Below are 23,782 nucleotides of genomic sequence, written 5' to 3'. Positions count from 1 at the left end.
CCGTGCCACGGGAGTCCCACGGAGGGTGATCTGCGCCCTAGCCTCACCCGGCAGAGGTGATCCACGCCACCTCGGGAGGAGACATCGATGTCGACGCAGGCGGAGGCGCGGCCCGCGCCGGGCCCGTCCGGGAGCTCGGGACGCGGCCGGGTCTGGACACAGCTCTGGTTCTGGGTGGTGGTCGGGATCGCGGCCGGCGTCGTGGTCGGGCTCGCCGCCCCGGACTTCGCCTCGGACCTCAAGTTCCTGCCCGACATCTTCATCCAGCTCATCAAGATGATCACCGCACCGGTCATCTTCTGCACGGTCATCGTCGGCATCGCCTCGATCGGCAGCCTCGCCACCGCCGGCGGCATCGCCGTCCGCGCGCTCGTCTACTTCCTGCTCATGACCCTGATCGCGCTGGCGCTCGGGCTGATCGTGGTCAACCTCGTGCAGCCCGGCGCCGGCTTCCCGCCGATCCCGCCCGACCCCGCCACGCTCGCCGAGGCCCAGGCCGACGTGACGAGCGGCTCCGACGGCGGCGGCGCGCTCGAGTTCATCGAGAACACCCTGCTGCCCGACAGCTTCTTCGGGCCGTTCGTGGAGAACGAGATCCTGCGCGTCCTGGTGCTGGCGATCCTCGTCGCCGCCGCGACCTCGATGCTCGCCCCGGCCCTGCGCAAGCGCGTCGTCGGCGGCATCGACCTCATCGCCAAGGTCATCTTCGGCATGATCCGCCTGATCATGTTCCTGGCCCCGATCGCGGCCTTCGGCGGCATCGCCTACACCGTCGGCGCGCTGGGCGGCGAGAGCCTGGGCAACCTGCTCGCGCTGATGCTGACCTTCTGGGGCACATGCGCGCTGTTCGTGGTCGTCGTGCTGGGCTCGGTGGCCGCGATCTCCGGCTTCAACGTCTTCAAGCTGATCCGGATGATCAAGGACGAGATCCTCATCATCGTCGGCACGTCGTCGTCGGAGACGGTGCTGCCGCGCCTGCTGGCCAAGCTCGAGTCGGCCGGCGCGTCCCGCTCGACGGTCAGCATGGTGCTGCCGACCGGGTACTCGTTCAACCTCGACGGCACCTGCATCTACCTGACGATGGCGGCGCTGTTCATCGCCCAGGCCGGCGGACAGGACCTGCCCTGGGGCGTCCAGCTCGGGCTCGTGGCGCTGATGTTGCTGACGTCCAAGGGCGCCGCCGGCGTCTCGGGCGCCGGGCTCGTGACCCTCGCGGCCTCGCTGCAGGCGTTCGGCGGCGAGTTCTACACCACCGAGTCGATCGCCATCGGCATCGCGATCATCGCCGGCATCGACCGGATCATGAGCGAGGGCCGGGCGCTGACCAACGTCATCGGCAACACCGTCGCCACCATGGTCGTCGCGGGCTGGTGCGGGGAGCGCGACGACGAGCGCTTCCAGGCCGCGCTGGACGACCCGTCGCTCGTCCGCGACGCCATCGAGCAGGAGACCCACGGCGACCTCGACCGCGAGGACGAGGAGCCGCGCGACCGCACCGCCGTGGTGGCCGGCGCGGGCGCGGGCGCCGCGACGTAGGCCCGCCCGGGAGTCCACCCGGGTTCCCCGCCCCCGGAACGACCGAACGCGCCGTTCGCTGCGAGAGAAGCAGCGAACGGCGCGTTCATCTTGACGGGGGGTGCGCGTCCGGGGCAGCCCGCTGCTCCGGGCCGGCCTCCCGATGGTCACCCCGCCCTCACGGTCGTCGCGGAGATCGACATCGACTGTGTGGGCGCGCTCGCCGACGTCGCCCACCGCGTCACCCCGACTCCGGAGACACGAACGCGCCGTTCGCTGCGCTAGAAGCAGCGAACGGCGCGTTCGTTCCGTGGAGAAGGACCGCTCAGTAGGTCGGCAGGGTGGTGTCGACCTGCTGCGCCCAGCCCGTGACCCCGCCGCCGACGTGCACGGCGTTGGAGAAGCCGGCGTTCTGCAGGGCCGAGAGCGCCTCGGCGGAGCGCACGCCCGACTTGCAGTACAGGATCGTCTGGCGGTCCTGGGGGATCTCGGCGAAGGCCTCGCCCGACAGGATCTTGTCCTTCGGGATCAGCTTCGCCCCCGGGATGCGGACGATCTCCCACTCGTGGGGCTCGCGGACGTCGATCAGCTCGAACTTGTCGCCCGCGTCGATCTTCTCCTTGAGCTCGATCGGGGTGATCGTGTGCCCCGCCGCGGCGGACTGGGCCTCGTCGGAGACGGTGCCGCAGAAGGCCTCGTAGTCGATGAGCTCGGTGATCTCGGCGGCGTTCGGGTCGCGCCGGATCTTCACCTCGCGGTAGTCCATGTCCAGCGCGTCGTAGATCTTGAGACGGCCGAGCAGGGTGTCGCCGATGCCGGTGATGAGCTTGATGGCCTCGGTCACCATGATCGAGCCGATCGAGGCGCACAGCACGCCCAGCACGCCGCCCTCGGCGCACGACGGGACCATGCCCGGCGGCGGGGGCTCGGGGTAGAGGTGCCGGTAGTTGAGGCCCTGACCGTTCGGGGCGTCCTCCCAGAACACCGAGACCTGGCCCTCGAACCGGAAGATCGAGCCCCACACGTAGGGCTTGCCGAGCAGCACCGCCGCGTCGTTGACGAGGTAGCGCGTCGCGAAGTTGTCGGTGCCGTCGAGGATCAGGTCGTAGTCGCGGAAGATGTCCAGCGCGTTCGACGAGTCCAGCGGCGTCTCGTGCAGGTTGACCGTCACGAGCGGGTTGATCTCGGCGACCGACTCCTTGGCCGACTGCGCCTTCGACTTCCCGATGTCGGACTGGCCGTGGATGACCTGACGCTGCAGGTTCGACTCGTCGACGACGTCGAAGTCGACGACACCGAGGGTGCCGACGCCCGCCGCGGCCAGGTAGAGCAGCGCCGGGCTGCCCAGGCCGCCGGCCCCGACGACCAGCACCTTGGCGTTCTTGAGGCGCTTCTGACCGTCGACGCCCACGTCCGGAATGATCAGGTGGCGGCTGTACCGGGCGACCTCGTCCTTGGTCAGCTCCGCGGCCGGCTCCACCAGGGGCGGCAGGGATGCCATGACGGCGCTCAACTCCCCATCGTTGACTCTCGTTGGCTCTCGGGACAACCACCGCGGCCCGCGCGGTGTTCCCACGGGCTCCGACAGCCGTCAGCCCGCGGGGGTGACGGCGCCCTGAGGATAGGGCCAGGCGTTGGGCTGGCAGGTCTTCCCGTCGCGCGGGATCTCCGTGCCCTGCGGGTTCTCCTCGGTGAGCTGCGCGAGGTAGTCGTTCGCGGTGCCGAAGCTCTGCTGCATCATCACCGGCGCCAGGGCGCCGTTCTGCGGGCACGGGACGTGGCCGTTGTCGAAGACGTGCCCGACCTCGTGGTTGATGGCGTACTGCCGGTAGAGCCCGAGCTGCCCGTCGAACGCCCCGGCGCCGCGCACCCACCGCGCGCCGTTGATGACCACACGCTTGATGTCGGGCTTCCAGCACGACGCCTCGTAGCGGATGTCGTAGCCGCAGATGCCGCGGTCGGTCATCTGGGAGGTCAGGCTGATGCGGAAGTCCGGGACGCCGGTGTCGACGCGCCGCACGGCGATCTGCCCGGACCCGACCCAGCTGCGCGGGTCGGACAGCGTCGCCGACACCGCCGTCGCGAACGCCGCCTCGCCCTCGGGGATGACGATGCCGTCCTCCACCTCGACCGAGTACGTGTAGACGCGGCCGGTGCCGGCCTGCGGTGTCGTGCCCGGCACGACGTGCCACGTGCCGGCGCCGGTGACCGGGAACTCGCCGCCCGCGGGCAGCTCCGCGGTGGGGATGTCGACGTTCTGTCCTGCCCCTGGCGGCGCCTCGCGGACGACCGGGTTCGGGCTCGTCGGCGGCGTGAGCAGCGCCGACGGGGAGCCGGCGTCGCCGTCGGGCGAGACGGCCTCGACCACGGCCAGGACGGTGAGCACCACGAGCGCGGGGATCACCCACGTGCGCCAGGACCGCAGCACCGACGGCGCGGGCCGGCGGGGACCGCCGCGGGCGGCGGGACGGCGGGGGGCGGGCCGTCCGGGGTCACGGCGCGGGCCCCGGTCGCGCGGCGGGCCGGGATCGGCCCAGCGGTCGTCGCGGTCCCGCAGGAACTCACCGCGCCGGTCGTCGAGGTCGTCCTCCTCGTCGGCGGCACGCCGGACCGGACGGGTCACACGGGCACTGTCCCACATGCGACCGGGCCCGTCCGCGCCGCGCCCGAGGGGTGCCGGCCGGCGTGTCGCGCCGGTCGGTCTCGCGACGGCCCGCGCCCGGCGGCCGCCGGCCAGGAGCCGTCGGCGGCGGCGTCGACCAGGCCGAGGACGGCGCGCGCGACCGTCTGCGGCCGCTCGATCTGCGCCACGTGGCCCACGTCGGGCAGCCGCAGGAGCCGCCCGGCGGGCAGGGCGGCGGCGGTGCGCGCGGCCCGGTACACCCCGACGAGGCGGTCGGCCTCGCCCCACACCACCAGCGACGGGACGGTCACGCGCGCGGCCGCCGCCCACAGGGAGCGCCGCGGCGCGAGCCACGTGCCCAGCAGGCCGACGAACGAGCGGTGCAGCGCCTCGGGCGCCCACGCGAGGCCGGCGCGCTCCTCGGCCTCGGCGGCCGCCATGGCGAAGGCCCGCGGGCCGACCCGCGCGGGGTCGGCGTGGCAGAGCGTCATGGTGTGCGCGAGGCGCTCGCGGGGCGTCCAGGCGGCCTGCTCGGCGCGGGCGCGGCCGCCGACCACCGGCAGCAGGGCGAGCGCCGCCCGCTTCCCGCCGAGCCGGGAGGGCAGCGGGCGCAGGTCGGGCATCGCCGGGCTGACCAGCGTCAACGTCCGCACGAGGTCCGGCCGGTCGGCGGCGACGAGCAGGGCGACCGCGCCGCCGAGCGAGTTGCCGAGCAGGTGCACCGGCCCGCTCCCCTGCCGGCGCAGGTCGTCGAGGAACGCGGTGACGGTCGCGGCGTGCGTGGCGGGCCGGTAGTCCCCGTCCGCGGGCGGCGGGGTGCGCCCGAAGCCGGGCAGGTCGACCGCCAGGCCCCGGCAGCGCCCGGAGAGCGCGGCCGCGAGCTCGGTCCAGTTGTTCGACGACCCGCCGAGCCCGTGGACGTAGACGGCCGTCCCCGATGCGGGTCCCGGCGTCTCCCGGACGTGCAGGGTGGTCCCGCCGACGGTGACCTCGCGGCCGGGCCAGTACGGCGTCGGCGCCGCGGGCGTGCCCGTCGGCGCGAGGTCGGACGCCGGGGCGAGCGGGGGCTCGGCCGACACGGGGCGACGCATGATCACCCGACCCATCATGGGGTGTCGCGCGGGTGTCGTCACGGTGACGTCGGGGTGGACGGCCGGTGCTCCGTCACGACGCGCGTCCGTTCGAGCGCGTGGCGAGACCCGCACGGGCGTCACCCGATGGGTAGGGTCGGGCGGCGAGGCGGTCGAGACCGGTGCCGCCGGTGCAGCAGGTCTGGGGGCTGGGGAGATGAACGGGCAGGCGAGTCCTGCGGAGAGCCCCGGGACGACGGCTGGCCGACCGCGCATGACGCGGTCCGCGCGCCGGGTGCAGTTGCTCGAGGCGGCACGCGAGGTGTTCGGCAGCCGCGGCTACCACGCCGCGGCGATGGACGAGATCGCCGAGCGCGCCGGGGTGAGCAAGCCGGTGCTCTACCAGCACTTCCCGGGCAAGCTCGACCTCTACCGCGCGCTGGTGCAGGGCGCCGCCGACGACATGGTCCGCACGGTGCGCGCCGCCATCCGCTCGACCACCGACAACAAGGCCCGCGTCCAGGCGACGATCCAGGCCTACTTCGACGTCGTGTCGTCCCGCGACGGTGCCATGCGCCTCGTCTTCGAGACCGACACCCGCGCGACGCCCGAGGTCGCGGGCGTCGTCGACCGCGCAACGTCGGACTGCATCGACGCGGTGACCGAGGCCGTCACCACCGACGCCGGGCTCGAGCCCGAGCGGGCGCGGCTGCTGGCGGTCGGGCTGGTGGGGCTCTCCACCACCTCCGCGCGCTACTGGCTCGACGCGGGCCTGCAGCCCCCGCGCGAGGACGCGATCACGCTGATGTCGCAGCTCGCGTGGCGCGGCATCGGCGGGTTCCCCCGCCAGGACTGACCGGAGGGGGCGCCGGGGCGGCGATGACCGCCCCGGCCGGGCCGGGCTAGCTGCCCACCCCGAACCCCACACGGCGGCCCTCCGAGGGACCGATCTCCACGTACGCGATGCGGGCCGCGGGGATCACGTACCGGCGGCCCTTGTCGTCGGTGAGGGCCAGCGTGCCGCCGGTCGAGGCCAGGGCCTCGTCGACGAGACCCTGCACCTCGTCGGGCGTCTGCTCGCTCGCGATCACCAGCTCTCGCGGGCTCTCCGCGACGCCGATCTTGACCTCCACGCGTTTCCTCCGCTCGCCACCTCGTGATGTGCCCGCGCGAGGTTAGTCCACGTCGGCGACCTACAGCCCCAACGCGGTCATCCGCTTGCCGTGCCGCGACTTGAGCGCCTTGAACACCGCGCCCCGCGCCGTGCCGCCCAGCAGTGCCGCCGCGGCGTCGGGGTGCTCGTCGAGGACCTCGGCGGCCGCGGCGAGGGTCTCGCCCAGCAGCCGCCGTCCCCACAGCGCCAGCCGGCCGCGGGTCTGCTGGTCGGCCGCCAGGGCCGCGACGGCCCGCTCGGCGAACGCGTCGAAGCCGCTCTCGCCGCGCGCCTCCCGGCCGGCGTCCGGCCCGTGCAGGAGCTCCCCGGCCTCCCCCTCGGCAGCCACCCCCGTGGCCGCGACGAGGTCGACGGCGAGGGTGCGGCCGATGTAGGCCCCGACCAGGGCCTCGCCCCAGTCGCGCGAGGCCGTGCGGGCGGCGAAGGCGTCGAGCACCGCGGCGAACGGGGCCATCGCCGGGACCAGCTCGACGCCCTGCCCGGCGAGGTGCGCGCGGACCCGCTCGACGTGCGCCATCTCGACCGCGGCGAGCGCGGCCATCTCGGCGCGCCCGTCGAGGTCGGGGGCGAGGGCGGCGTCCGCGGCGAGACGCGTGAACGCCGTCAGCGCGCCGTACGCGACGGCGCCGAGGAGATCGACGGGCGGCTCGGTCACGGCCGAGCAGCCTAGGGCTCCGCGGCGCCGCGGGGGCCGTGACCGAGCCCGCACCACCCGCGGTGACGCGTCGGTCACGGGTCGACCGGTACCATGGGTGCGTCCCGCGGTGCATGCACCGTCGCCGGCCACCGAGGTCGCCGTCGTGCTCCGCGAGCCGTACCCGAGCGTGCGGGCGCCTCCCGGCTCTCCCGCGTCCGGTGACGAGGGGTCGCCCCGACGAGGGGGCGGGCCCGGGCACACCACCGTGCCACCGTCGCCGACCCCGACGCGGTCGAGCCAGCCGGTCCGCCTCGCGCGCAGAGACGCGAGAGAGGCAGACCCCTGACCATCACCGAGACCGACGAGCCGGTCGGCGAGCCGCTCGCCGCCACCGCGCCCGTCGACGAGAACTCCCCCACCTTCGAAGAGCTCGGCGTCGTCCCCGAGATCGTCTCGGCCCTGGGCCGCGCCGGCATCGTGCGCACGTTCGCCATCCAGGAGCTCACCCTCCCCCTGGCGCTGGCCGGCGAGGACGTCATCGGGCAGGCGCGCACCGGCACCGGCAAGACCCTCGGCTTCGGCGTCCCGCTGCTGCAGCGCCTCGGCCGTCCCACCGAGGACGGCACCCCGCGCGTGCTGGTCGTCGTCCCCACCCGCGAGCTGTGCATCCAGGTCGCCCAGGACATCGAGGCCGCGTCGAAGGGCCTCGGCACCCGCGTCGTGTCGATCTACGGCGGGCGCCCCTACGACCAGCAGATCGCCGCCCTGCAGCGCGGCGTCGAGTTCGTCGTCGGCACGCCCGGCCGACTGCTCGACCTCGCCCAGCAGGGCCACCTGGTGCTCGCCAAGGTCGGCGGGCTCGTGCTCGACGAGGCCGACGAGATGCTCGACCTGGGCTTCCTGCCCGACGTCGAGCGCATCCTCGGGATGCTGCCGGAGAAGCGCCAGACGATGCTCTTCTCGGCCACCATGCCCGGCCCGATCATCACGCTGGCCCGGACCTTCCTGACCCAGCCCACGCACATCCGCGCCGAGCAGGTCGACGCGAGCGCGATCGGCGAGAAGACCGCGCAGTTCGTCTACCGCGCGCACGCCCTCGACAAGGTCGAGATCCTCGCCCGCACCCTCCAGGCCCGGGACCGCGGGCCGACGATGGTGTTCACGCGGACCAAGCGCACCGCGAGCAAGGTGTCCGAGGAGCTGGCGGAGCGCGGGTTCGCCGTCGGCGCGGTGCACGGCGACCTGGGCCAGGGCGCGCGCGAGCACGCGCTGCGCGCCTTCCGCGAGGGCCGCATCGACGTGCTCGTCTGCACCGACGTCGCCGCCCGCGGCATCGACGTGACCGGTGTGACGCACGTCGTGAACTACCAGTGCCCCGACGACGCGAAGACCTACATCCACCGCATCGGCCGCACGGGTCGCGCGGGCAAGACCGGTATCGCGATCACCCTCGTCGACTGGGACGACCTGCCGAAGTGGAAGCTGATCTCCGACGACCTGGGCCTCGGCGCCCCGGAGCCGCCGGAGACCTACTCCAGCTCGCCGCACCTCTACGCCGACCTCGGCATCCCGGAGTCGGCCGGCGGGCGCGTCGCGCGCCGTCGCCGCCCGGCCGAGGAGGAGGCCGAGGAGGACGACGGCCGCCGTCCCGCCCGCAGCGGCGGCCGGACCCGCTCGCGGGGCGGGTCGTCGGACGAGGGCGAGGACAAGGACGCGGGCCGGCGCAGCCGCCCCTCGCGGACCCGGACGCGGCGACGCAACGGCGAGGTCGTGGCCGGCTCCGAGAACGGCTCCGAGGGCAGCCCCGAGGCCGACGGTGCCGCCGACGGCGACGCCGCCACCGAGCGCACCGAGGAGGCCTCCGGCGAGGGTTCCGGCGACGGCACCCGCCGTCGCCGTCGCCGCCGCGGCGGCCGTGGCGGGTCCCGGTCGACCGGGTCGAACGGGTCGGGCGCCGACGCGTCGCCGGAGCCGTCGGACGGCGAGCCCACGGGCGCGACGGCGTCCGCGGCGGGCGAGTAACCCGCGGCGGTGGGCTCCCCGGTGTCGACGGGGCCCCCGGGCCCCGACGCCCCCGCCGGACCCCCCGACGGCACGGGGGGCCGGCGTCCCCGGCTCCGGCCCGAGCGGCGCCGCCGCGGTGACCTCGTCGCGATCGCGCTGATCGCGGTCGCGGCCGTCGTCGGGACGTTGCTCGTGCTCGCGTCGGGGGACGCGGGCCGCACGGTCGACAGCACGGCGTCCCCGCCGCTCGCGACCACCCCGACCGGGCCGGTGCCCACGGCGCTGGCCGAGGCGTGGCGCGCCGAGAGCCCGGCGACGCCCGCGCCGCTGGCCGTGGGCGCGGCGGTCGTCACGGCGGGTCCGGACGGCGTCGCCGGCCGCGACCCGCTGACCGGGCGCGAGGCGTGGCGCTACGACCGCCCCGAGCCGCCCTGCACCGTCGGCGCCGGGTTCGGCGACGTCCTCGCCGTGTTCCGCACGCAGGGCGCGCTGGGCACGTGGTGCTCCGACGTCGCCGCCCTGGAGCCCGACACCGGCGCCCGCGGCCCCGCCCGCAACGCCGACCTGCGCGAGGGCACCCGGCTGCTGGCCGACCGGGACCACGTCACCGGCACGGGCGCCGACCACGTCGAGACCTGGCGCTCGGACCTGGTGCTCACCACGGAGGTCGGGCGCCTCCCGACCCCGGTGCAGCCCCCCGATGCCCAGCCGCGGGCCGGGTGCACCAACGGCTCGGTCGCCGTGGGCGGCGGCACGGTGGGGATGGTGCAGCGCTGCCCGGGCGAGGACTCCGATCGCCTCACCGTCGTCGACGCCGACCCCCAGAGCTCGGAGAAGCCCGAGGAGCGCGCGAGCACGCTGCTCGGCGTCCGCGGCGCCCGCCTCGTCGCGCTCACCGACCAGCGGGCCGCGTGGGCCGCGCCGGACGGGACGCTGCACGTCGTCGGGACCTCCCCGGACTCCGCCTCCCTCTCCGAGTCGGTGTTCCCGCTCGGCACCGCCGCCGGGCCGACCACCGACCCGCCGGGTCTCGCCGCCGCCGTCCGGCCGGTCGGCAGCGTGCTGCTGTGGTGGACGGGGACCGCGACCGTGGCGCTCGACGCCGGCGACCTCAGCCCGCGCTGGTCGCTCCCGGGCACGCTCGGGGCGGGCGCGGCCTGGCCGGGCAGCGCGCCGGCGGCGGTCGCGGTCGTCCCGGTGCCCGACGGGCTCGCCGTCCTCGACGCCGCGACGGGCGCGCCGCGCGGGCCGACGATCCCCGTCGCCCGCGGCCTGCCGGCGGGCACGCCGGTCGCGGTCGCCGCCACGGGGACGACCGTCGTCGAGCTGCGCGGCTCGACCGTGGTCGCCCTGCGCCCGGCCGGGTAGGCCGCTCGGCACCCGGACGGCACCGTGATGGGGCAGACTGGCCGGGGTGGGCCGCCCCGAGACCCCCGACGCCGCGCTCCCGGCGGTGCGCGCGCCGGACGCGAGCCCGGTGGCGGCGCCACGGGGCGATCAGGCCCCGGGCTCTTCGGCACAGTGCCACCCCCACCGGGCGCGGCCGGTGACGGTCGCCTCGTCGCTCGGACCGCTCCGTGCGCTGCGGGCCGACCCCGTCGAGGAGGCCGCCGCGGGCGGCGCGCCGGCCCTCGCGGTGATGGTGCCGGGCTACTCGGGGTCGAAGGAGGACTTCGCGCCGCTCATCGACGCCGTCGCCGAGGGCGGCATCGGGGTGCTGGCGCTCGACCTGCCCGGCCAGTACGAGTCCCCGGGTCCGGACACCGAGGCGGAGTACCGCCCCGCGGCGCTCGGGCCGGTGCTCGCCGGGATCGTCGCCGACGAGGCGGCCGCCGGGCGCCGGGTGCTGCTGCTCGGGCACTCGTTCGGCGGGCTCGTCGCCCGCGCGGCCGTGCTCGCCGGGGCGCCGGTCTCGGGCCTGACGCTCATGGACTCCGGTCCCGGCGAGCTGCCGATGGGCCGGCGCCGCACCCAGCTCGACGTGCTCGAGCCCGTCCTGCGCCGCCGCGGCATCGACGCGGTCATCGCGCTGCGCGAGGCGGCCGGCGAGTGGTCGGCGACCGCCCCGCCGGTCGTCGACCTGCTGCGCGAGCGCCTGCGCCGCTCGACGGTCGCCGGGCTCCTGGGCATGGGCGACGCCCTGCGCGCCGAGCCCGACCGCACCGCCGAGCTCGTCGCCACCGTCCGCGCCCGGCGCATCCCGTGCCTCGTGGTGTGCGGCCTCGACGACGACGCCTGGCCGGTGAGCATGCAGCGCACCATGGCCGACCGCCTCGAGGCCGAGTTCGCGGCCGTCCCCGGCGCCGTGCACGCCCCGAACGTCGAGAACCCGGCGGCGCTGCTCGACGTGCTCGTGCCGACCTGGCGGACGTGGTTGCGCGACGACGTGCCGGTCTGAACGGCTACTGCCACCACACGACGGCGAGCAGCACGAACAGGATCACCGGCACCGCGGCCGCGGCCACGACCGAGACGACGGGACGGGTGCGGCGGTGGGCGGCCAGGGCCGTGGCCCCGACCGCGCCCACGGCGGCGACGAGGTGGCCGACGACCGTGTCCGTGCCCGGCCCCGGGCCCCCGAGCAGCCACGGCGCGACGACCACGACGACCGCGAGCACCACCGTCCCGCCGGCCAGCACGCGGGCGAGCCCGACGAGGCGGCGCCGCGTGCCGGCGAGGCGGTCCGGGTGGGGCGGGCGCGTCACGGGGAAGCCGGCCGGTGGGGTGGGGCGCCCGGCCGGCCGGCGGCCGCGGGCGCGCCGATCGGCGGCGCGGGGCACGCCGGCGGGCCGGGTCCACGAGCCGGGCGCGACGAAGGAGCCCGTCGCCGTGGCCGGCCGGTGGTCCGCCGACTCCCCGCGTGGCGGGGTCGGCACGTCCCAGCCGTCCGGGGGCGTGCGGCCGTGGTCGGGCCCGGGGTCGGGTCCGCTGCTGGCCTGGCTCACGGCGCCAGCCCCGCCCACGCCGGCTCGGCCGGGGCGGCCGCGCGGCCCTCGGGGCAGTGCCGGCGCACGTCGCACGAGGCGCAGCGCGGGCCCGGGGCGGGCGGGAAGAGGCTCTCCGCGACGCCGGGGTCGGCCTCGAACGCGTCGGTGGCGGCGCCCAGCTCGGTGGCGGTGCCCTCGGCGCGCTCGCGGTGCGCGGCGAGGGAGAGCTCGTCGTGCTCGGCCGCCGCGATCGTGCCGCTGGGCAGGTGGTGCAGCTCGACACGGCGGCAGGGGCGGCGCAGCGTCCGGCGGGCCGCGAGCGCGTAGAGCGCCAGCGCCGGCGAGCGCCGCGCGTCGTCGGCGTCGGGCACCCGGCGGCCGGTCTTGTAGTCGACGACCACCGTCTCGCCCGCACGGTCGTCGAGACGGTCGGCGCGCCCCTCGGCGACCATGCCCCCCATCGGCGCGGACAGCCAGCGCTCGAGGCCGACGACCTCGCCCGTCGGCTCCGGTGCGTCGGGCACGGCGTGGCGCTCGACGTAGTCGGCCACCCACGTCCGGGCCCGCTCGCGGTAGGTCGCGGCCTGGGCGTCGTCGCGGAACCCCTCCGACGACCACCGCCGGTCGACCTCGAGGGCGGCCCGCGCGGGGCTGCGGCGGGCGGGGGCGTCGCCGAACACGGCCTGCAGGGCGGTGTGCACCACCGCGCCGAGCGTGCTGGCCGCCCGCGGCCCGCCCCGCGGCGGGACCGGCCGGTCGAGGTAGGTCAGCCGGTAGCGGCGGCGGCAGTCCTCCCAGGTGGCCAGGCGCGACGGCGTCACCCGCACCAGGCGGGCGGGCATGCCGTCGAGACCCAGCTGCATGCTCATCACCCCGCAGCCTAGGCGGGCCAGATGAGTCAGCCCGCGAGCACCTCCGCCCCCGTCGCCCGCGCCACGAGCGCCTCGAGCACCGCCAGCGAGGTCGTCTCAGCGGCGATCGGGGTCGTCTTGTTCGCCCCGTGGTAGTCGCTCGAGCCCGTGACCAGCAGGCCCTCGTCGTCGGCGATCGCGCGGAGCGCGGCCCGGTCGTCCGCGTCGTGGTCGGGGTGGTCGACCTCGACGCCGGCGAGGCCGTCGGCGGCGAGGTCCCGCAGCACCGACCCGTCGACGACCGGGCCGCGGCGGCGGGCGAACGGGTGCGCGAACACGGCGACGCCGCCCGCGGCCCGGATCATGGCGATCGCGGTGCCGATCGGCGTGTTCTCCTTCTCGACGTAGTACCGACCGCCGGTGCGCAGCAGGTCGTCGAACGCCGCGCCCACGCTCGGCACGACGCCGGCGTCCACGAGCGCGCGGGCGAGGTGCGGGCGCCCGGCCGCGGCATCGGCCGGCAGGCGGGCCAGCAGCTCGTCGCCGTCGACCGGCAGCCCGTCGGCCGCCATCCGCTCCCCCATCGTGCGGACGCGCTCGCGGCGCGAGAGCCGCAGGCGTTCCTGCTCGGCGACGATGTCGGGGTGGCCGGGGTCGAACAGGTACCCGAGCAGGTGCGCCGTGACCGTCCCGCCGCGCCCGTCCGGGCTCTCGGTGGAGAACTCCGCGCCGCGCACCAGCGTCAGGGAGCCCGGCCTCGCGTCGGCGGCCTCGTCCCACCCCGCCGTGGTGTCGTGGTCGGTGAGCGCGAGGACCGTGACACCGGCGGCCGCGGCCGTGGCCAGCAGCTCGGCGGGCGTGTCGGTGCCGTCGGAGACCGCGGAGTGGGTGTGGAGATCGATCACCCGGAGAGTGTCTACCGCTTCTCTACCGCCGACGGCCGCGCGCGCCGCCGAAGCCGCTCCCGGGCAGCGTGTACGAGCGGGTCTGGCGCTTGTCGCCGAACACCAGCTCGGAGATGGCCTCGTAGACCTCTTCGGGGTCGGGCAGGAAGTGGATCTGGTTGAGCGCCTGGATCTGGCCGGCCGACTCGATGACCATCGTGCCGTAGCCGAGCAGGCGGCCCCAGAACGTCCGCACGAAGCTGAGGTCGGTGACCTTGGTCAGCGGCATCATGCCCACGCTGTGGGTGAAGATCCCCTTGGTCAGCATGACGCGCTTGTCGGTGACGACCACCTTCTCGACCCACCACTCGCTGACCTTGTAGCTGGTCTTGAGCAGCACGAGCAGCGCGCCGTACCAGAACAGGTTGTCCAGCACGACGTTCTGCGGCAGGAACGCGGCCCCCAGCGCGAGCAGCACGAACAGGACGACGGCCTGCAGCACCTCGCCGACGATCACCGCCCAGTGCCGCCGGAAGCGGATGACCCGCCGCTCGGTGGGCAGGACGTACTCGTCGACCTCGCGGGGTGCCAGCACGTCGTGCCTCCGGGACTAGAACAGCGCCTGGATGAACTGGACCACGGACGCCGCCGCGTTGGCCAGGATCGTCAAGATGTTGAGCACCAGGTCGGCCGACCCCTGCGGGTTCGAGATCACGAAGAAGAGCGCGAACGCGACGCCCGCGATGATGCCCAGCTTCTTCGCGTTCACTCTACGGTTCCCTCACCAAGATCGGGGTCGACGCTGCCCGCGCAGTATGGGGTCGTCTCGATCACGACGACCCGGTGGCGCGCGGTGATACTAGGGTGAACTCCTGTGACGAAGCGTGATCCCACGCCGGGCGCGCGGACGCCGTCACCCGACGGGTCCACCCGCCGGGCCGTCGTCCTCTGCGTCGGGGGGATCGTCACCGACGCCGACGGCCGCCTGCTGCTGGTCCGCCGGGCGCACGACCCCGAGGCGGGGCGCTGGTCGCTGCCCGGCGGCCGGGTCGAACCGGGTGAGACGACGGTGGCCGCGACGGCCCGGGAGGTCGCCGAGGAGACCGGGGTGGCCGTCACGGTCGGCGCCGAGGTCGGGAGCGTCCACCGGCCGGCGCCGGACGGGCGGGTGTTCGCGATCCACGACTTCCGCTGCCGCCCCGTCACCGAGCCCGCGGTGCCGCGCGCCGGCGACGACGCCGCCGACGCGCGGTGGGTCGACGCCGCGGCCTACGCGGCGCTCGATGACGCCGGCGAGCTGGTCAGCGGCCTGACCGCCGCCCTGCGCGGCTGGGACTGCCTGCCGGACTGATCAGTCGCGCTGCGGGACGGGGCGGCGGGGCTGCTCGGACTCCTCGCCGGCGTCCTCCGGGCGCTTGGGCACCATCACCTTGCGGCGGTAGATGCACACGACGACGCCGTCCTGGTTGTAGCCGATCGTCTCGACCTGCACGACGCCGCGGTCGTTCTTCGACGACGACTCCTTCTTGTCCAGCACCGTCGACTCGCCGTAGATCGTGTCGCCGTGGAAGACCGGCTTCACGTGGCGCAGCGACTCGACCTCGAGGTTCGCGATCGCCTTGCCCGAGACGTCGGCCACCGACATCCCGAGCAGCAGCGAGTAGACGTAGTTGCCGACGACGACGTTGCGGCCCTGCTGCGTGCCCTCCGCGTAGTGCGCGTCCAGGTGCAGCGGGTGGTGGTTCATCGTGATCAGGCAGAAGAGGTGGTCGTCGTACTCGGTGACCGTCTTGCCCGGCCAGTGCTTGTACGTCGCACCGACCTCGAACTCCTCGAAGTACCGCCCGAACTGCACGGATCCGCCTCCTGAACATCGTCGGTCGTCACGGCGCCGTGTGGTCCTCGTCCGACACGGGCGCGGGCGGTCGCTAGGATGGCCCATTGGTCGACGTCGTGTCGTGCGACGCGTGGGAGGTGAGACGTGGACGACTCCTCGAGCAGGACGGGCTCCCTGCCCCCCAGTACGGGCCGCGTCCCCTCCCCCGTTCCGTCCGCGCGCTGACCGGCTCGGGGTACTCGGGGAGGGACGCGGTGGCACAGCCCACGGTGCCTGCTTCCCCGTCCCACCGTCCGGTCCCCGGAGGTCCCCATGCCCAGCCTGCCCACGCTGCGCAACGCCGGTTCCCGCGTGATCCGCCCCGGCCGTCCCCGCCAGGACACCCGCGTGCCCCACGTGCCGCTCGCGGCGTTCGTCGTCGACTGCGCGGTGTACGTCGACGGCCAGCGGCTCGAGGGCCGCTGGAACCACCGCGACGCCATCGCCGAGGTCCGCCGTCGCGAGGAGGGCTTCGTGTGGATCGGGCTGCACGAGCCCGACGCCGAGCAGATCCAGGACATCGCCGAGGTGTTCGGGCTGCACCCGCTGGCCGTCGAGGACGCCGTGCACGCCCACCAGCGCCCGAAGATCGAGCGCTACGACGACATGCTGTTCTCGGTGTTCAAGACGATGCGCTACGTCGCGCACGCGTCGCCGACCACCGCGAACGAGATCGTCGAGTCCGGCGAGCTCATGGTCTTCCTCGGCAAGGACTTCGTCGTGACGGTGCGGCACGGCCAGCACTCCGGCCTGCGCCGCGTCCGGCACCTGCTCGAGGGCGACCCCGAGCACCTCGCCCAGGGCCCGGCCGTGGTGCTGCACGCGGTCGCGGACCACATCGTCGACGCCTACCTCGAGGTCTCGCACGGCGTCGAGGGCGACATCGACGTCATGGAGACCGAGGTGTTCGCGCCCTACAGCGAGGTCGGCGCCGAGCAGATCTACCTGATGAAGCGCGAGGTGCTCGAGCTGCGCCGCGCGGTGACACCGCTGGTGACGCCGATGCGCCGGCTCACCGAGGGCTACTCGCCGCTCGTGCCCTCGGACGTGCGCAGCTACTTCCGCGACGTCGACGACCACCTGGCGACGGTGGCCGAGCGCGTCGCGTCGTTCGACGAGCTGCTGACCACCCTCGTCGACGCCGTCCTCGCGAAGATCACGCTCCGGCAGAACAACGACATGCGCAAGATCACCGCCTACGCGGCGCTGCTCGCGGTGCCGACGATGCTCGCCGGCATCTACGGCATGAACTTCGACGTCATGCCCGAGCTGCACTGGCAGTACGGCTACCCGGCCGTGATCCTCGTGATCCTGACCATCTGCGCCGTCCTCTGGCGCACCTTCCGGCGCAACCGCTGGCTGTAGTCGCTGCGGCGAACGGCGCACTCCGTGTCCGTATGATCCTTTCCCGTCCGGTTACTCACCGTTCGTCCGAGCTGTAGTCACCCGACCACGGAGAGGTATTTCCGCACCCCACCGGGGTAGACGTGTGACTAGCATCGCTCACGATGTGAACGCTCGGTGACACGGGAGGTGCCATGACGACGCAGTCCCAGGAGTCGGTCCGCAGTCTCATCCCGGCTCGCATCGACCGATTGCCCTGGTCGCCGTTCCACACGCGGATGGTCCTCGCGCTCGGCTCGTGCTGGATCCTCGACGGCCTCGAGATCACCATCGCCAGCAACGTCGGCGAGAAGCTCTCGGGGGCCGACCGGCTCGGCATCTCCACCACCGCCGTCGGCCTGCTCGCCACCGTCTACCTCATCGGGCAGGTGGTCGGCGCCCTCGTCTTCGGCCAGATCTCCGACCGCCTCGGGCGCCGCAAGCTCTTCTTCATCACCCTCGCGATCTACTTCGGCGGCAGCGCGCTCACCGCGCTCACCATCGGCACCGGGGCCGCCTCGATCACGTTCCTCTACCTGACACGCTTCATCGCGGGCGCCGGCATCGGCGGCGAGTACGCGGCGATCAACTCCGCGATCGACGAGCTGATCCCGGCTCCCTACCGCGGCCGCACCGACATCATCGTCAACGGCACCTACTGGGCGGGCGCGGCGATCGCGGCCGTCATCCAGATCCCGCTGCTGTCCGGGGCCATCTCCCCGACCTGGGACTGGCGCCTCGCGTTCCTCATCGGCCCCGTGCTGGCCATCGTCATCGTCGTTCTGCGCCGGTCGGTGCCGGAGAGCCCGCGCTGGCAGATCATGCACGGCCGGGGCGCGGAGGCCGAGGAGTCGATCCGGTACATCGAGCACGAGGTCGAGACGACGACCAACAAGCACGTCGAGCCGGTCGACGAGAGCAAGGCCATCGAGATCCGCCCGACGCCGTCGGCGGGCTACCTCACGCTGCTGCGGATCCTGTTCCGCGAGTACCCGGGCCGCTCGACGCTCGGCGCGACGCTGATGATCACGCAGTCGTTCCTCTACAACGCGATCTTCTTCTCGTACGCGATCGTGCTGACGCACTTCTACCTCGGCCCCGACGCCGACACGTCGATCTACTACATCCCGTTCGCGGTCGGGAACTTCCTCGGCCCGCTGCTGCTCGGGCGCCTGTTCGACACGATCGGCCGCCGACAGATGATCTCCGGGACCTACCTGCTGGCCGGGACGCTGCTCGTCATCACGGCGTTCCTGTTCCAGGCCGGGGTGCTCAACGCCCTGACCCAGACGATCGCCTGGTGCATCATCTTCTTCTTCGCCTCGGCGGGCGCCAGCGCGGCGTACCTGACCGTCAGCGAGATCTTCCCGATGGAGGTCCGGGCGAAGGCCATCGCGGTGTTCTTCGCGATCGCCCAGATCTTCGGCTCCGTCGCGCCGCTGATCTACGCGGTGATGATCGGCAGCGAGGACAACCCGAGCACGTCGGGCCTGTTCTGGGCCTACATCCTCGGCGCCGTCATCATGATCATCGGTGGCATCGTGGCCGCGGTGCTCGGCGTGGCGGCGGAGCGCAAGTCGCTCGAGGACATCGCCACCCCGCTCTCGGTCGTCCGCGCCACGGGCGTGGGCGGCGTGGGAACCTGACCCGTCGCCGACGTGAACGAGGCCCCGCCCGGGACGTCCGGGCGGGGCCTCGTCGTGTCGATCGGTCGAGTTCCCGGCGTGTCGCGCCGGCGAGGATGTGGCGATCCTGGCCCCCCGTGCCAGCAATGCCGCGTTGCTCGCACCGGAGGTGCGACCACCCGCCCTCAGCCGTCGGTGCCCATCGCGAGCTTGCCCAGCATGTCGCGGGCCTTCTCGGCGTTGCGGGGCTGGCAGAGGACGTCGTAGCGGCCGGCCACGAGCTGGCTCTGCGAGGTGAAGTCGCGGCGGCCGCGGGAGGCGCCGTAGGTGATCGCCCCGGACACGACGCCGAAGACCACACCGAGCACCAGGCCGGTGAGAATCGAGGTCAGGCCGCTGCCCACCGGCGCGAGCAGGGAGAGCACCAGGCCGACGAACAGGCCCAGCCAGGCGCCCGACGCGGCGCCGGTGGCGAGCACGCGGCCCCAGGTCAGGCGGCCGATGACGCGCTCGACGAGCATGAGGTCCACGCCGACGATGGTGACGTCGGCGACGGGGAACTCGTTGTCGGCGAGGTGGTCGACGGCGCGCTGGGCCTCCTCGTACTTGGCGTAGGAGCCCACCGGCCACCCCGACGGCGGCTCGGGGAGATTGGGCAGCCCCGGCTGGGCGCCCGGGCGGTTACCGGTGAACGGCGCAGTCACGACGATTCCTCTCGAACGGTGTCGTCCCGTACAACGGCGGAACCCGCCCGGGAGTGCCCGAGCGGGGTGCCGGTGTGACGGAGGACGGTACCGCTGATCAGCGCAGTTTGTACTCCTTGAGCAGTCCCCGGCTGATGATCGTCTTCTGGATCTCGGACGTGCCCTCGCCGATGAGCAGGAACGGCGCCTCGCGCATGAGCCGCTCGATCTCGTACTCCTTCGAGTAGCCGTAGCCGCCGTGGATGCGGAACGACTCCTCGGTGACCTCCTTGCAGTACTCCGACGCGAGGTACTTGGCCATGCCGGCCTCGACGTCGTTGCGCTCGCCGCGGTCCTTGAGGCGCGCGGCGTTGACCATCATGTGGTGCGCGGCCTCGACCTTGGTGGCCATCTCGGCGAGCTTGAACGCGATGGCCTGGTGGCCCGCGATCTGCTTGCCGAACGTGGAGCGCTGCTGGGAGTACTCGATGCCGAGCTCGAACGCGCGGATCGCGATGCCGCAGGCGCGGGCGGCGACGTTGACGCGGCCGACCTCGACGCCGTCCATCATCTGCGCGAAGCCCTTGCCGGGCGCGGCACCGAGCACCTGCGACTGCGGGATGCGGAAGCCGTCGAACACCATCTCGGTGGTGTCGACGCCCTTGTAGCCCATCTTCTCGATCTTGCCGGGGATGCTCAGCCCCTCGGCGACCTTGCCGAAGCCCCGCTCCTTGTCGACGAGGATCGTCGTCAGGTTCTGGTAGGGCTTCTCGGCACCCTCGTCGGTCTTGACGAGCACCGCCGACAGGTTCGACGACCCGCCGTTGGTCAGCCACATCTTCGCGCCGTTGACGACGTAGTCGTCGCCGTCGGCCTTGGCGCTGGTCTTGATGGCGGCGACGTCGGACCCGAGGTCGGGCTCGGACATCGAGAACGAGCCGGTGACCTCACCGGTCGCCATCCGCGGCAGGTAGTGCTGCTTCTGCTCGGGCGTGCCGTGCTGGCGCAGCATGTACGCGACGATGAAGTGGGTGTTGATGACGCCGGAGACGCTCATCCACCCGCGGGCGATCTGCTCGACGACCAGCGCGTACGTCAGCAGCGACTCGCCCAGACCGTCGTACTCCTCCGGGATCATGAGCCCGAACAGGCCCATCTCCTTCATCCCGTCGACGATGTCCTGGGGGTAGACGTCGTCGTGCTCGAGCTGCTGCGCGTGCGGGATGATCTCCTTGTCCACGAAGTCGCGGACCGTGGAAAGGATCTCCTGCTGCACATCGGTCAGGCCGGCGGTCTGGGCGAGGCGTGCCATGCGTGGTGCTCCTGCTGCGTAGAAGTTACCGACGAGTATGTGCTCAGCTCTCCGGCGGCGTCCACCGCTCGCCGCGGGTCATGCCCGCTGCGCGGCCCTTGCCCGCGATGACCAGCGCCATCTTGCGCGAGGCCTCGTCGATCATCTCGTCGCCGAGCATCGCCGAGCCCTTGGCGCCGCCGGCCTCGGAGGTGAACCACTCGTAGGCGTCGAGGATGTTCTCGGCGTGGTCGTAGTCCTCCTGCGACGGCGAGAACGTCTCGTTGGCGGCGTCGATCTGGCCGGGGTGCAGCACCCACTTGCCGTCGTAGCCGAGCGCGGCGGCCCGGTTCGCGACGCGGCGGAAGCCGTCGACGTCACGGATCTGCAGGTAGGGGCCGTCGATGGCCTGCAGGTCGTTGGCCCGCGCGGCCATGAGGATCTGCATGAGGATGTAGTGGTAGGCGTCGCCCTCGGTGTAGCCGGGGGGCTGCTCGCCCACGACGAGCGACTTCATGTTGATCGAGGCCATGAAGTCGGCCGGGCCGAAGACGATGGTCTCCAGCCGGGGCGACGACTCGGCGATCGCGACGACGTTGTTGAGCCCGCGCGCGTTCTCGATCTGGGCCTCGATGCCGATCCGGCCGACCTCGTAGCCCATCGTCTTCTCGATCTGCGTGAGCAGGAAGTCCAGCGCGTGGACCTGCTCGGGCGTCTGCACCTTCGGCAGCATGATCGCGTCGAGGTTGGCGCCCGCGCCCTCCACGACCTCGGTGACGTCGCGGTAGGTCCACTCGGTGGTCCAGTCGTTGACGCGCACGACGCGCGTCTTGCCCTCCCAGCCGCCCTCGTTGAGGGCCGCCACGATCGTCTTGCGGGCCTCGGGCTTCACCAGCGGGGCGCAGGCGTCCTCGAGGTCCAGGAAGATCTGGTCGGCGGGCAGGGTGCGGGCCTTGTCGATGAACTTCTGGCTCGACCCGGGCACCGCCAGGCACGACCGGCGGGGGCGGTTCTCCACACTCACGGGCTTGCTGACCTCCTCGTCACGAGAGACGGCCGATGCTGACACGACGCGTCGCGCGTCATCGGCCGAGGTGGCGACCCTCTCACCGATGACTCGATCCAGGTCTTCACGCCCCGCCGGTTAGCCTCATCCCGTGACTACCGCCATGACCAGGGTGTTCGTGGCCCGCATGGCCGGGCTGCCCGTGCTCGGGCCGGACGGCGAACGCATCGGGCGCGTGCGGGACGCGGTCTGTGCGGTGGCCGTCGGCCCGCGGCCCCCGCGCGTCCTCGGCCTCGTCGTGGCGGTCGCGTCCCGGCGCCGCATCTTCGTGCCGATGCTGCGGGTGACGGCGGTGGACGCGGCGGCGGTGACGCTCGCGACGGGCCAGGTCAACCTGCGGGAGTTCGCGCAGCGCCCCAACGAGGTGCTGGTCGTCGGCGAGATGCTCGACGCGCGGGTCCGCGTGGTCGACCACGACGCCGACGCGCAGGTGGTCGACGTGCTGATGGAGCACCAGCGCAGCCGCGACTGGCTGGTCACGCGCCTGGCGGTGCGCGAGCTGGTCGGGCGGCTCGGGCGGCGCGGCCCGGTGCAGGTGCTGCCGTGGGCGGCGGTGTCGGGGCTGTCGCTCTCGGAGACCGGGCAGGGCACCGAGCAGCTGCTCGCCACGTTCGAGGACATGCGGCCCGCCGACATCGCGCACACCCTCATGGACCTGCCGCAGCGCCGCCGCCACGACGTCGCCGACGGCCTGGCCGACGACCGGCTCGCCGACGTCCTCGAGGAGCTGCCCTCGGCCGAGCAGCAGGACCTCCTGCGCCACCTCTCGAGCGACCGCGCGGCCGACGTCCTCGAGGAGATGGACCCCGACGACGCGGCCGACCTGCTCGCCGACCTGCCTGGCGCCGAGTCCGAGGAGCTCCTCGGCCTCATGGAGCCCGAGGACTCCGAGCCCGTCCGGCGCCTGCTGACCTACTCGGCCGACACCGCGGGCGGGCTGATGACGCCCGAGCCGATCGTGCTGACGCCCGGGGCGACGATCGCCGAGGCGCTCGCCCACGTCCGCAACCCCGACATCACCCCGGCGCTCGCGTCGATGGTGTTCGTCTGCCGGCCGCCCACCGCCACCCCGACCGGGCGCTACCTCGGCTGCGTGCACGCGCAGCGGCTGCTGCGCGAGGCGCCGTCCGAGCTGGTCGCGGGCGTGCTCGACTCCGAGCTCACCCGGCTCGGTCCGGAGGCCGGCCTGGCCGAGGTCACCCGCTACTTCGCGACCTACAACCTCGTCTGCGGACCCGTGATCGACGAGGCGGGCCACCTCGTCGGCGCCGTCACGGTCGACGACGTCCTCGACCACCTGCTGCCCGAGGACTGGCGCTCGCAGCCCGATCCCGCCCCGACGTCCTCGGGGCCCACCCCGGCCCCCGCCCCGGCCCCCGGAGGCGGTCGTGCCTGAACCCAGCACCCGCCGCCGGCTCGACCAGCCCTCGGGCACCGCCCGGCTGCGCCTGAGCGTCGACGCCGAGTGGTTCGCCCGCGTCGCCGAGCGCCTGGCGCGCTTCCTCGGCACCGGCACGTTCCTGCTCTGGCAGACGGTGATCGTCACCGTCTGGATCGCGCTGAACGTCTTCATGGTCAGCCTGCGGTGGGACCCCTACCCGTTCATCCTGCTCAACCTCGCGTTCTCCACCCAGGCCGCGTACGCCGCGCCGCTGATCCTGCTGGCGCAGAACCGCCAGGACGACCGCGACCGCGTCGCGCTCGAGGAGGACCGCACCCGCGCCGGCCGGCTCTCGGCCGAGACCGAGTACCTGGCCCGCGAGCTGGCCTCCATGCGGCTGCAGCTCGGCGAGGTCGTCACGCGCGACTACCTGCGCGGCGAGCTCGAGCAGCAGCGCGGGTCCCGCGACGGCCACCGGGACGGCCATCGCGACGGCGCCGGGAGGTCGGACAAGTCGCTGGAGAAGGCCGTGGCGAAGGCCGTCGACCGCGCCGTCGCCCGTGCCGTCGACCACCGGCTGGCCTCCGCCGTCGAGCAGGCGCTGCTGCGCGCCCTCGCCCGGCACGACGGCCACGGACCGGCCGAGCCGGACGCGTCCGGCACCTCCGGCTCGACACCGACCTCGGCCAACGGACGGTGAGCGCGCCCCACGGGGCGTGACGCGCACCGCCCGGCACCCCGCCGCGACGCCGGTGACCGGCACGTAGCATGGACACCGAGCCGACGGGGGCC

The 23,782-nt window shown here is 73.8% G+C and carries 23 protein-coding genes and 1 pseudogene; 10 read left to right on the top strand and 14 right to left on the bottom strand.

Features of this window, described 5'->3' with window-relative positions; all coding sequences use genetic code 11:
* Positions 1 to 87 precede the first annotated feature (87 nt).
* A complete protein-coding gene (locus tag ABD994_RS19855) occupies positions 88 to 1,536 on the top strand; it encodes a cation:dicarboxylate symporter family transporter (RefSeq protein ID WP_345418922.1) in 1,449 nt (482 codons plus the stop codon).
* A gap of 304 nt (positions 1,537 to 1,840) precedes the next feature.
* On the opposite strand, the gene moeZ is transcribed toward ABD994_RS19855, so the two are convergent.
* From moeZ to ABD994_RS19840, 3 genes are all read right to left on the bottom strand, one after another.
* Positions 1,841 to 3,016, bottom strand: a complete 1,176-nt coding sequence (gene moeZ, locus ABD994_RS19850; RefSeq protein WP_345418919.1) for an adenylyltransferase/sulfurtransferase MoeZ — start codon at positions 3,014 to 3,016, stop codon at positions 1,841 to 1,843.
* A 90-nt stretch (positions 3,017 to 3,106) separates the two neighbouring features.
* Complete coding sequence (locus ABD994_RS19845; protein WP_345418917.1) at positions 3,107 to 4,138, bottom strand: DUF3152 domain-containing protein; 1,032 nt, start codon at positions 4,136 to 4,138, stop codon at positions 3,107 to 3,109.
* Complete coding sequence (locus tag ABD994_RS19840; protein WP_345418954.1) at positions 4,135 to 5,229, bottom strand: alpha/beta fold hydrolase; 1,095 nt, start codon at positions 5,227 to 5,229, stop codon at positions 4,135 to 4,137. Before ABD994_RS19840 ends, ABD994_RS19845 begins: the two co-directional genes overlap by 4 nt.
* 196 nt (positions 5,230 to 5,425) lie before the next feature.
* Here ABD994_RS19840 and ABD994_RS19835 point away from each other — a divergent pair, with 196 nt between their 5' ends.
* Entirely contained in the window at positions 5,426 to 6,064 is a 639-nt protein-coding gene (locus ABD994_RS19835; RefSeq protein WP_425550090.1) for a TetR/AcrR family transcriptional regulator, read from the top strand.
* A 46-nt stretch (positions 6,065 to 6,110) separates the two neighbouring features.
* Here the strand turns inward: ABD994_RS19835 and ABD994_RS19830 are convergent, their stop codons facing one another.
* Entirely contained in the window at positions 6,111 to 6,341 is a 231-nt protein-coding gene (locus ABD994_RS19830) for a DUF3107 domain-containing protein (protein WP_345418912.1), read from the bottom strand.
* Positions 6,342 to 6,401: 60 nt separating this feature from the next.
* Complete coding sequence (locus tag ABD994_RS19825) at positions 6,402 to 7,037, bottom strand: ferritin-like fold-containing protein (protein ID WP_345418910.1); 636 nt, start codon at positions 7,035 to 7,037, stop codon at positions 6,402 to 6,404.
* A gap of 330 nt (positions 7,038 to 7,367) precedes the next feature.
* Between ABD994_RS19825 and ABD994_RS19820 the strand changes: the two genes are divergently transcribed.
* The 3 genes from ABD994_RS19820 to ABD994_RS19810 all read left to right on the top strand — a co-directional run bounded on the left by ABD994_RS19820 (position 7,368) and on the right by ABD994_RS19810 (position 11,421).
* Positions 7,368 to 9,041, top strand: coding sequence for a DEAD/DEAH box helicase (locus tag ABD994_RS19820; protein WP_345418951.1), 1,674 nt, complete (start codon positions 7,368 to 7,370; stop codon positions 9,039 to 9,041).
* Positions 9,042 to 9,062: 21 nt separating this feature from the next.
* Positions 9,063 to 10,391: an Rv3212 family protein gene (locus ABD994_RS19815; RefSeq protein ID WP_345418907.1), complete on the top strand. Its 1,329-nt coding sequence runs from the start codon at positions 9,063 to 9,065 to the stop codon at positions 10,389 to 10,391.
* 178 nt (positions 10,392 to 10,569) lie between these two features.
* Positions 10,570 to 11,421 carry an alpha/beta fold hydrolase gene (locus ABD994_RS19810; RefSeq protein ID WP_345418905.1) on the top strand — a complete coding sequence of 284 codons (852 nt, stop codon included), beginning with the start codon at positions 10,570 to 10,572 and terminating at the stop codon, positions 11,419 to 11,421.
* 4 nt (positions 11,422 to 11,425) lie between these two features.
* Here ABD994_RS19810 and ABD994_RS19805 read toward each other — a convergent pair whose 3' ends face one another.
* Genes ABD994_RS19805 through ABD994_RS19785 form a run of 5 tightly spaced genes read right to left on the bottom strand, consistent with a single transcriptional unit; the run spans position 11,426 to position 14,454 of the window.
* The gene (locus ABD994_RS19805; protein ID WP_345418902.1) at positions 11,426 to 11,968 is read right to left on the bottom strand and encodes a hypothetical protein; all 543 of its coding nucleotides are present in this window, start codon (positions 11,966 to 11,968) and stop codon (positions 11,426 to 11,428) included.
* On the bottom strand, positions 11,965 to 12,819 hold the full coding sequence (locus ABD994_RS19800) for a RecB family exonuclease (RefSeq protein WP_345418899.1): 855 nt from the start codon (positions 12,817 to 12,819) through the stop codon (positions 11,965 to 11,967). Before ABD994_RS19800 ends, ABD994_RS19805 begins: the two co-directional genes overlap by 4 nt.
* A gap of 29 nt (positions 12,820 to 12,848) precedes the next feature.
* Positions 12,849 to 13,706: a PHP domain-containing protein gene (locus tag ABD994_RS19795; RefSeq protein WP_345418896.1), complete on the bottom strand. Its 858-nt coding sequence runs from the start codon at positions 13,704 to 13,706 to the stop codon at positions 12,849 to 12,851.
* A gap of 22 nt (positions 13,707 to 13,728) precedes the next feature.
* Positions 13,729 to 14,280 carry a PH domain-containing protein gene (locus ABD994_RS19790; RefSeq protein ID WP_345418893.1) on the bottom strand — a complete coding sequence of 184 codons (552 nt, stop codon included), beginning with the start codon at positions 14,278 to 14,280 and terminating at the stop codon, positions 13,729 to 13,731.
* A 15-nt stretch (positions 14,281 to 14,295) separates the two neighbouring features.
* Positions 14,296 to 14,454 carry a hypothetical protein gene (locus tag ABD994_RS19785; RefSeq protein ID WP_345418890.1) on the bottom strand — a complete coding sequence of 53 codons (159 nt, stop codon included), beginning with the start codon at positions 14,452 to 14,454 and terminating at the stop codon, positions 14,296 to 14,298.
* Between the two features lie 105 nt (positions 14,455 to 14,559).
* Between ABD994_RS19785 and ABD994_RS19780 the strand changes: the two genes are divergently transcribed.
* Positions 14,560 to 15,036: an NUDIX hydrolase gene (locus ABD994_RS19780; RefSeq protein ID WP_345418888.1), complete on the top strand. Its 477-nt coding sequence runs from the start codon at positions 14,560 to 14,562 to the stop codon at positions 15,034 to 15,036.
* Here the strand turns inward: ABD994_RS19780 and ABD994_RS19775 are convergent, their stop codons facing one another.
* On the bottom strand, positions 15,037 to 15,540 hold the full coding sequence (locus ABD994_RS19775) for a MaoC family dehydratase (protein WP_345418885.1): 504 nt from the start codon (positions 15,538 to 15,540) through the stop codon (positions 15,037 to 15,039). It lies immediately after the preceding gene.
* 294 nt (positions 15,541 to 15,834) lie between these two features.
* On the opposite strand from ABD994_RS19775, the gene corA reads away from it, so the two are divergent.
* Together corA and ABD994_RS19765 are read left to right on the top strand one after the other, a co-directional pair.
* Complete coding sequence (corA, locus tag ABD994_RS19770; protein ID WP_345418882.1) at positions 15,835 to 16,926, top strand: magnesium/cobalt transporter CorA; 1,092 nt, start codon at positions 15,835 to 15,837, stop codon at positions 16,924 to 16,926.
* A 173-nt stretch (positions 16,927 to 17,099) separates the two neighbouring features.
* Positions 17,100 to 18,590: an MFS transporter gene (locus ABD994_RS19765; protein WP_345418879.1), complete on the top strand. Its 1,491-nt coding sequence runs from the start codon at positions 17,100 to 17,102 to the stop codon at positions 18,588 to 18,590.
* A gap of 164 nt (positions 18,591 to 18,754) precedes the next feature.
* On the opposite strand, the gene ABD994_RS19760 is transcribed toward ABD994_RS19765, so the two are convergent.
* From ABD994_RS19760 to ABD994_RS19750, 3 genes are all read right to left on the bottom strand, one after another.
* Positions 18,755 to 19,279 (bottom strand): YflT domain-containing protein, encoded by a 525-nt coding sequence (locus tag ABD994_RS19760; RefSeq protein ID WP_345418948.1) that lies wholly within the window; start codon positions 19,277 to 19,279, stop codon positions 18,755 to 18,757.
* Positions 19,280 to 19,370: 91 nt separating this feature from the next.
* Entirely contained in the window at positions 19,371 to 20,564 is a 1,194-nt protein-coding gene (locus ABD994_RS19755; protein ID WP_345418877.1) for an acyl-CoA dehydrogenase family protein, read from the bottom strand.
* Positions 20,565 to 20,607: 43 nt separating this feature from the next.
* A complete protein-coding gene (locus ABD994_RS19750) occupies positions 20,608 to 21,567 on the bottom strand; it encodes an HpcH/HpaI aldolase/citrate lyase family protein (protein ID WP_345418874.1) in 960 nt (319 codons plus the stop codon).
* A 145-nt stretch (positions 21,568 to 21,712) separates the two neighbouring features.
* Here ABD994_RS19750 and ABD994_RS19745 point away from each other — a divergent pair, with 145 nt between their 5' ends.
* The gene (locus ABD994_RS19745) at positions 21,713 to 23,005 is read left to right on the top strand and encodes a magnesium transporter MgtE N-terminal domain-containing protein (RefSeq protein ID WP_345418945.1); all 1,293 of its coding nucleotides are present in this window, start codon (positions 21,713 to 21,715) and stop codon (positions 23,003 to 23,005) included.
* Positions 22,998 to 23,447: pseudogene (locus ABD994_RS19740) on the top strand (DUF1003 domain-containing protein); the annotation flags it as partial. The gene ABD994_RS19745 and the pseudogene ABD994_RS19740, both read left to right, overlap by 8 nt.
* Positions 23,448 to 23,782 lie beyond the last annotated feature (335 nt).

Source organism: Actinomycetospora chlora, from assembly GCF_039542135.1.
Taxonomy (GTDB): domain Bacteria; phylum Actinomycetota; class Actinomycetes; order Mycobacteriales; family Pseudonocardiaceae; genus Actinomycetospora; species Actinomycetospora chlora.
Note: the sequence above shows the minus strand (reverse complement) of the source record. Positions and strands in the feature narration are given on the sequence as shown.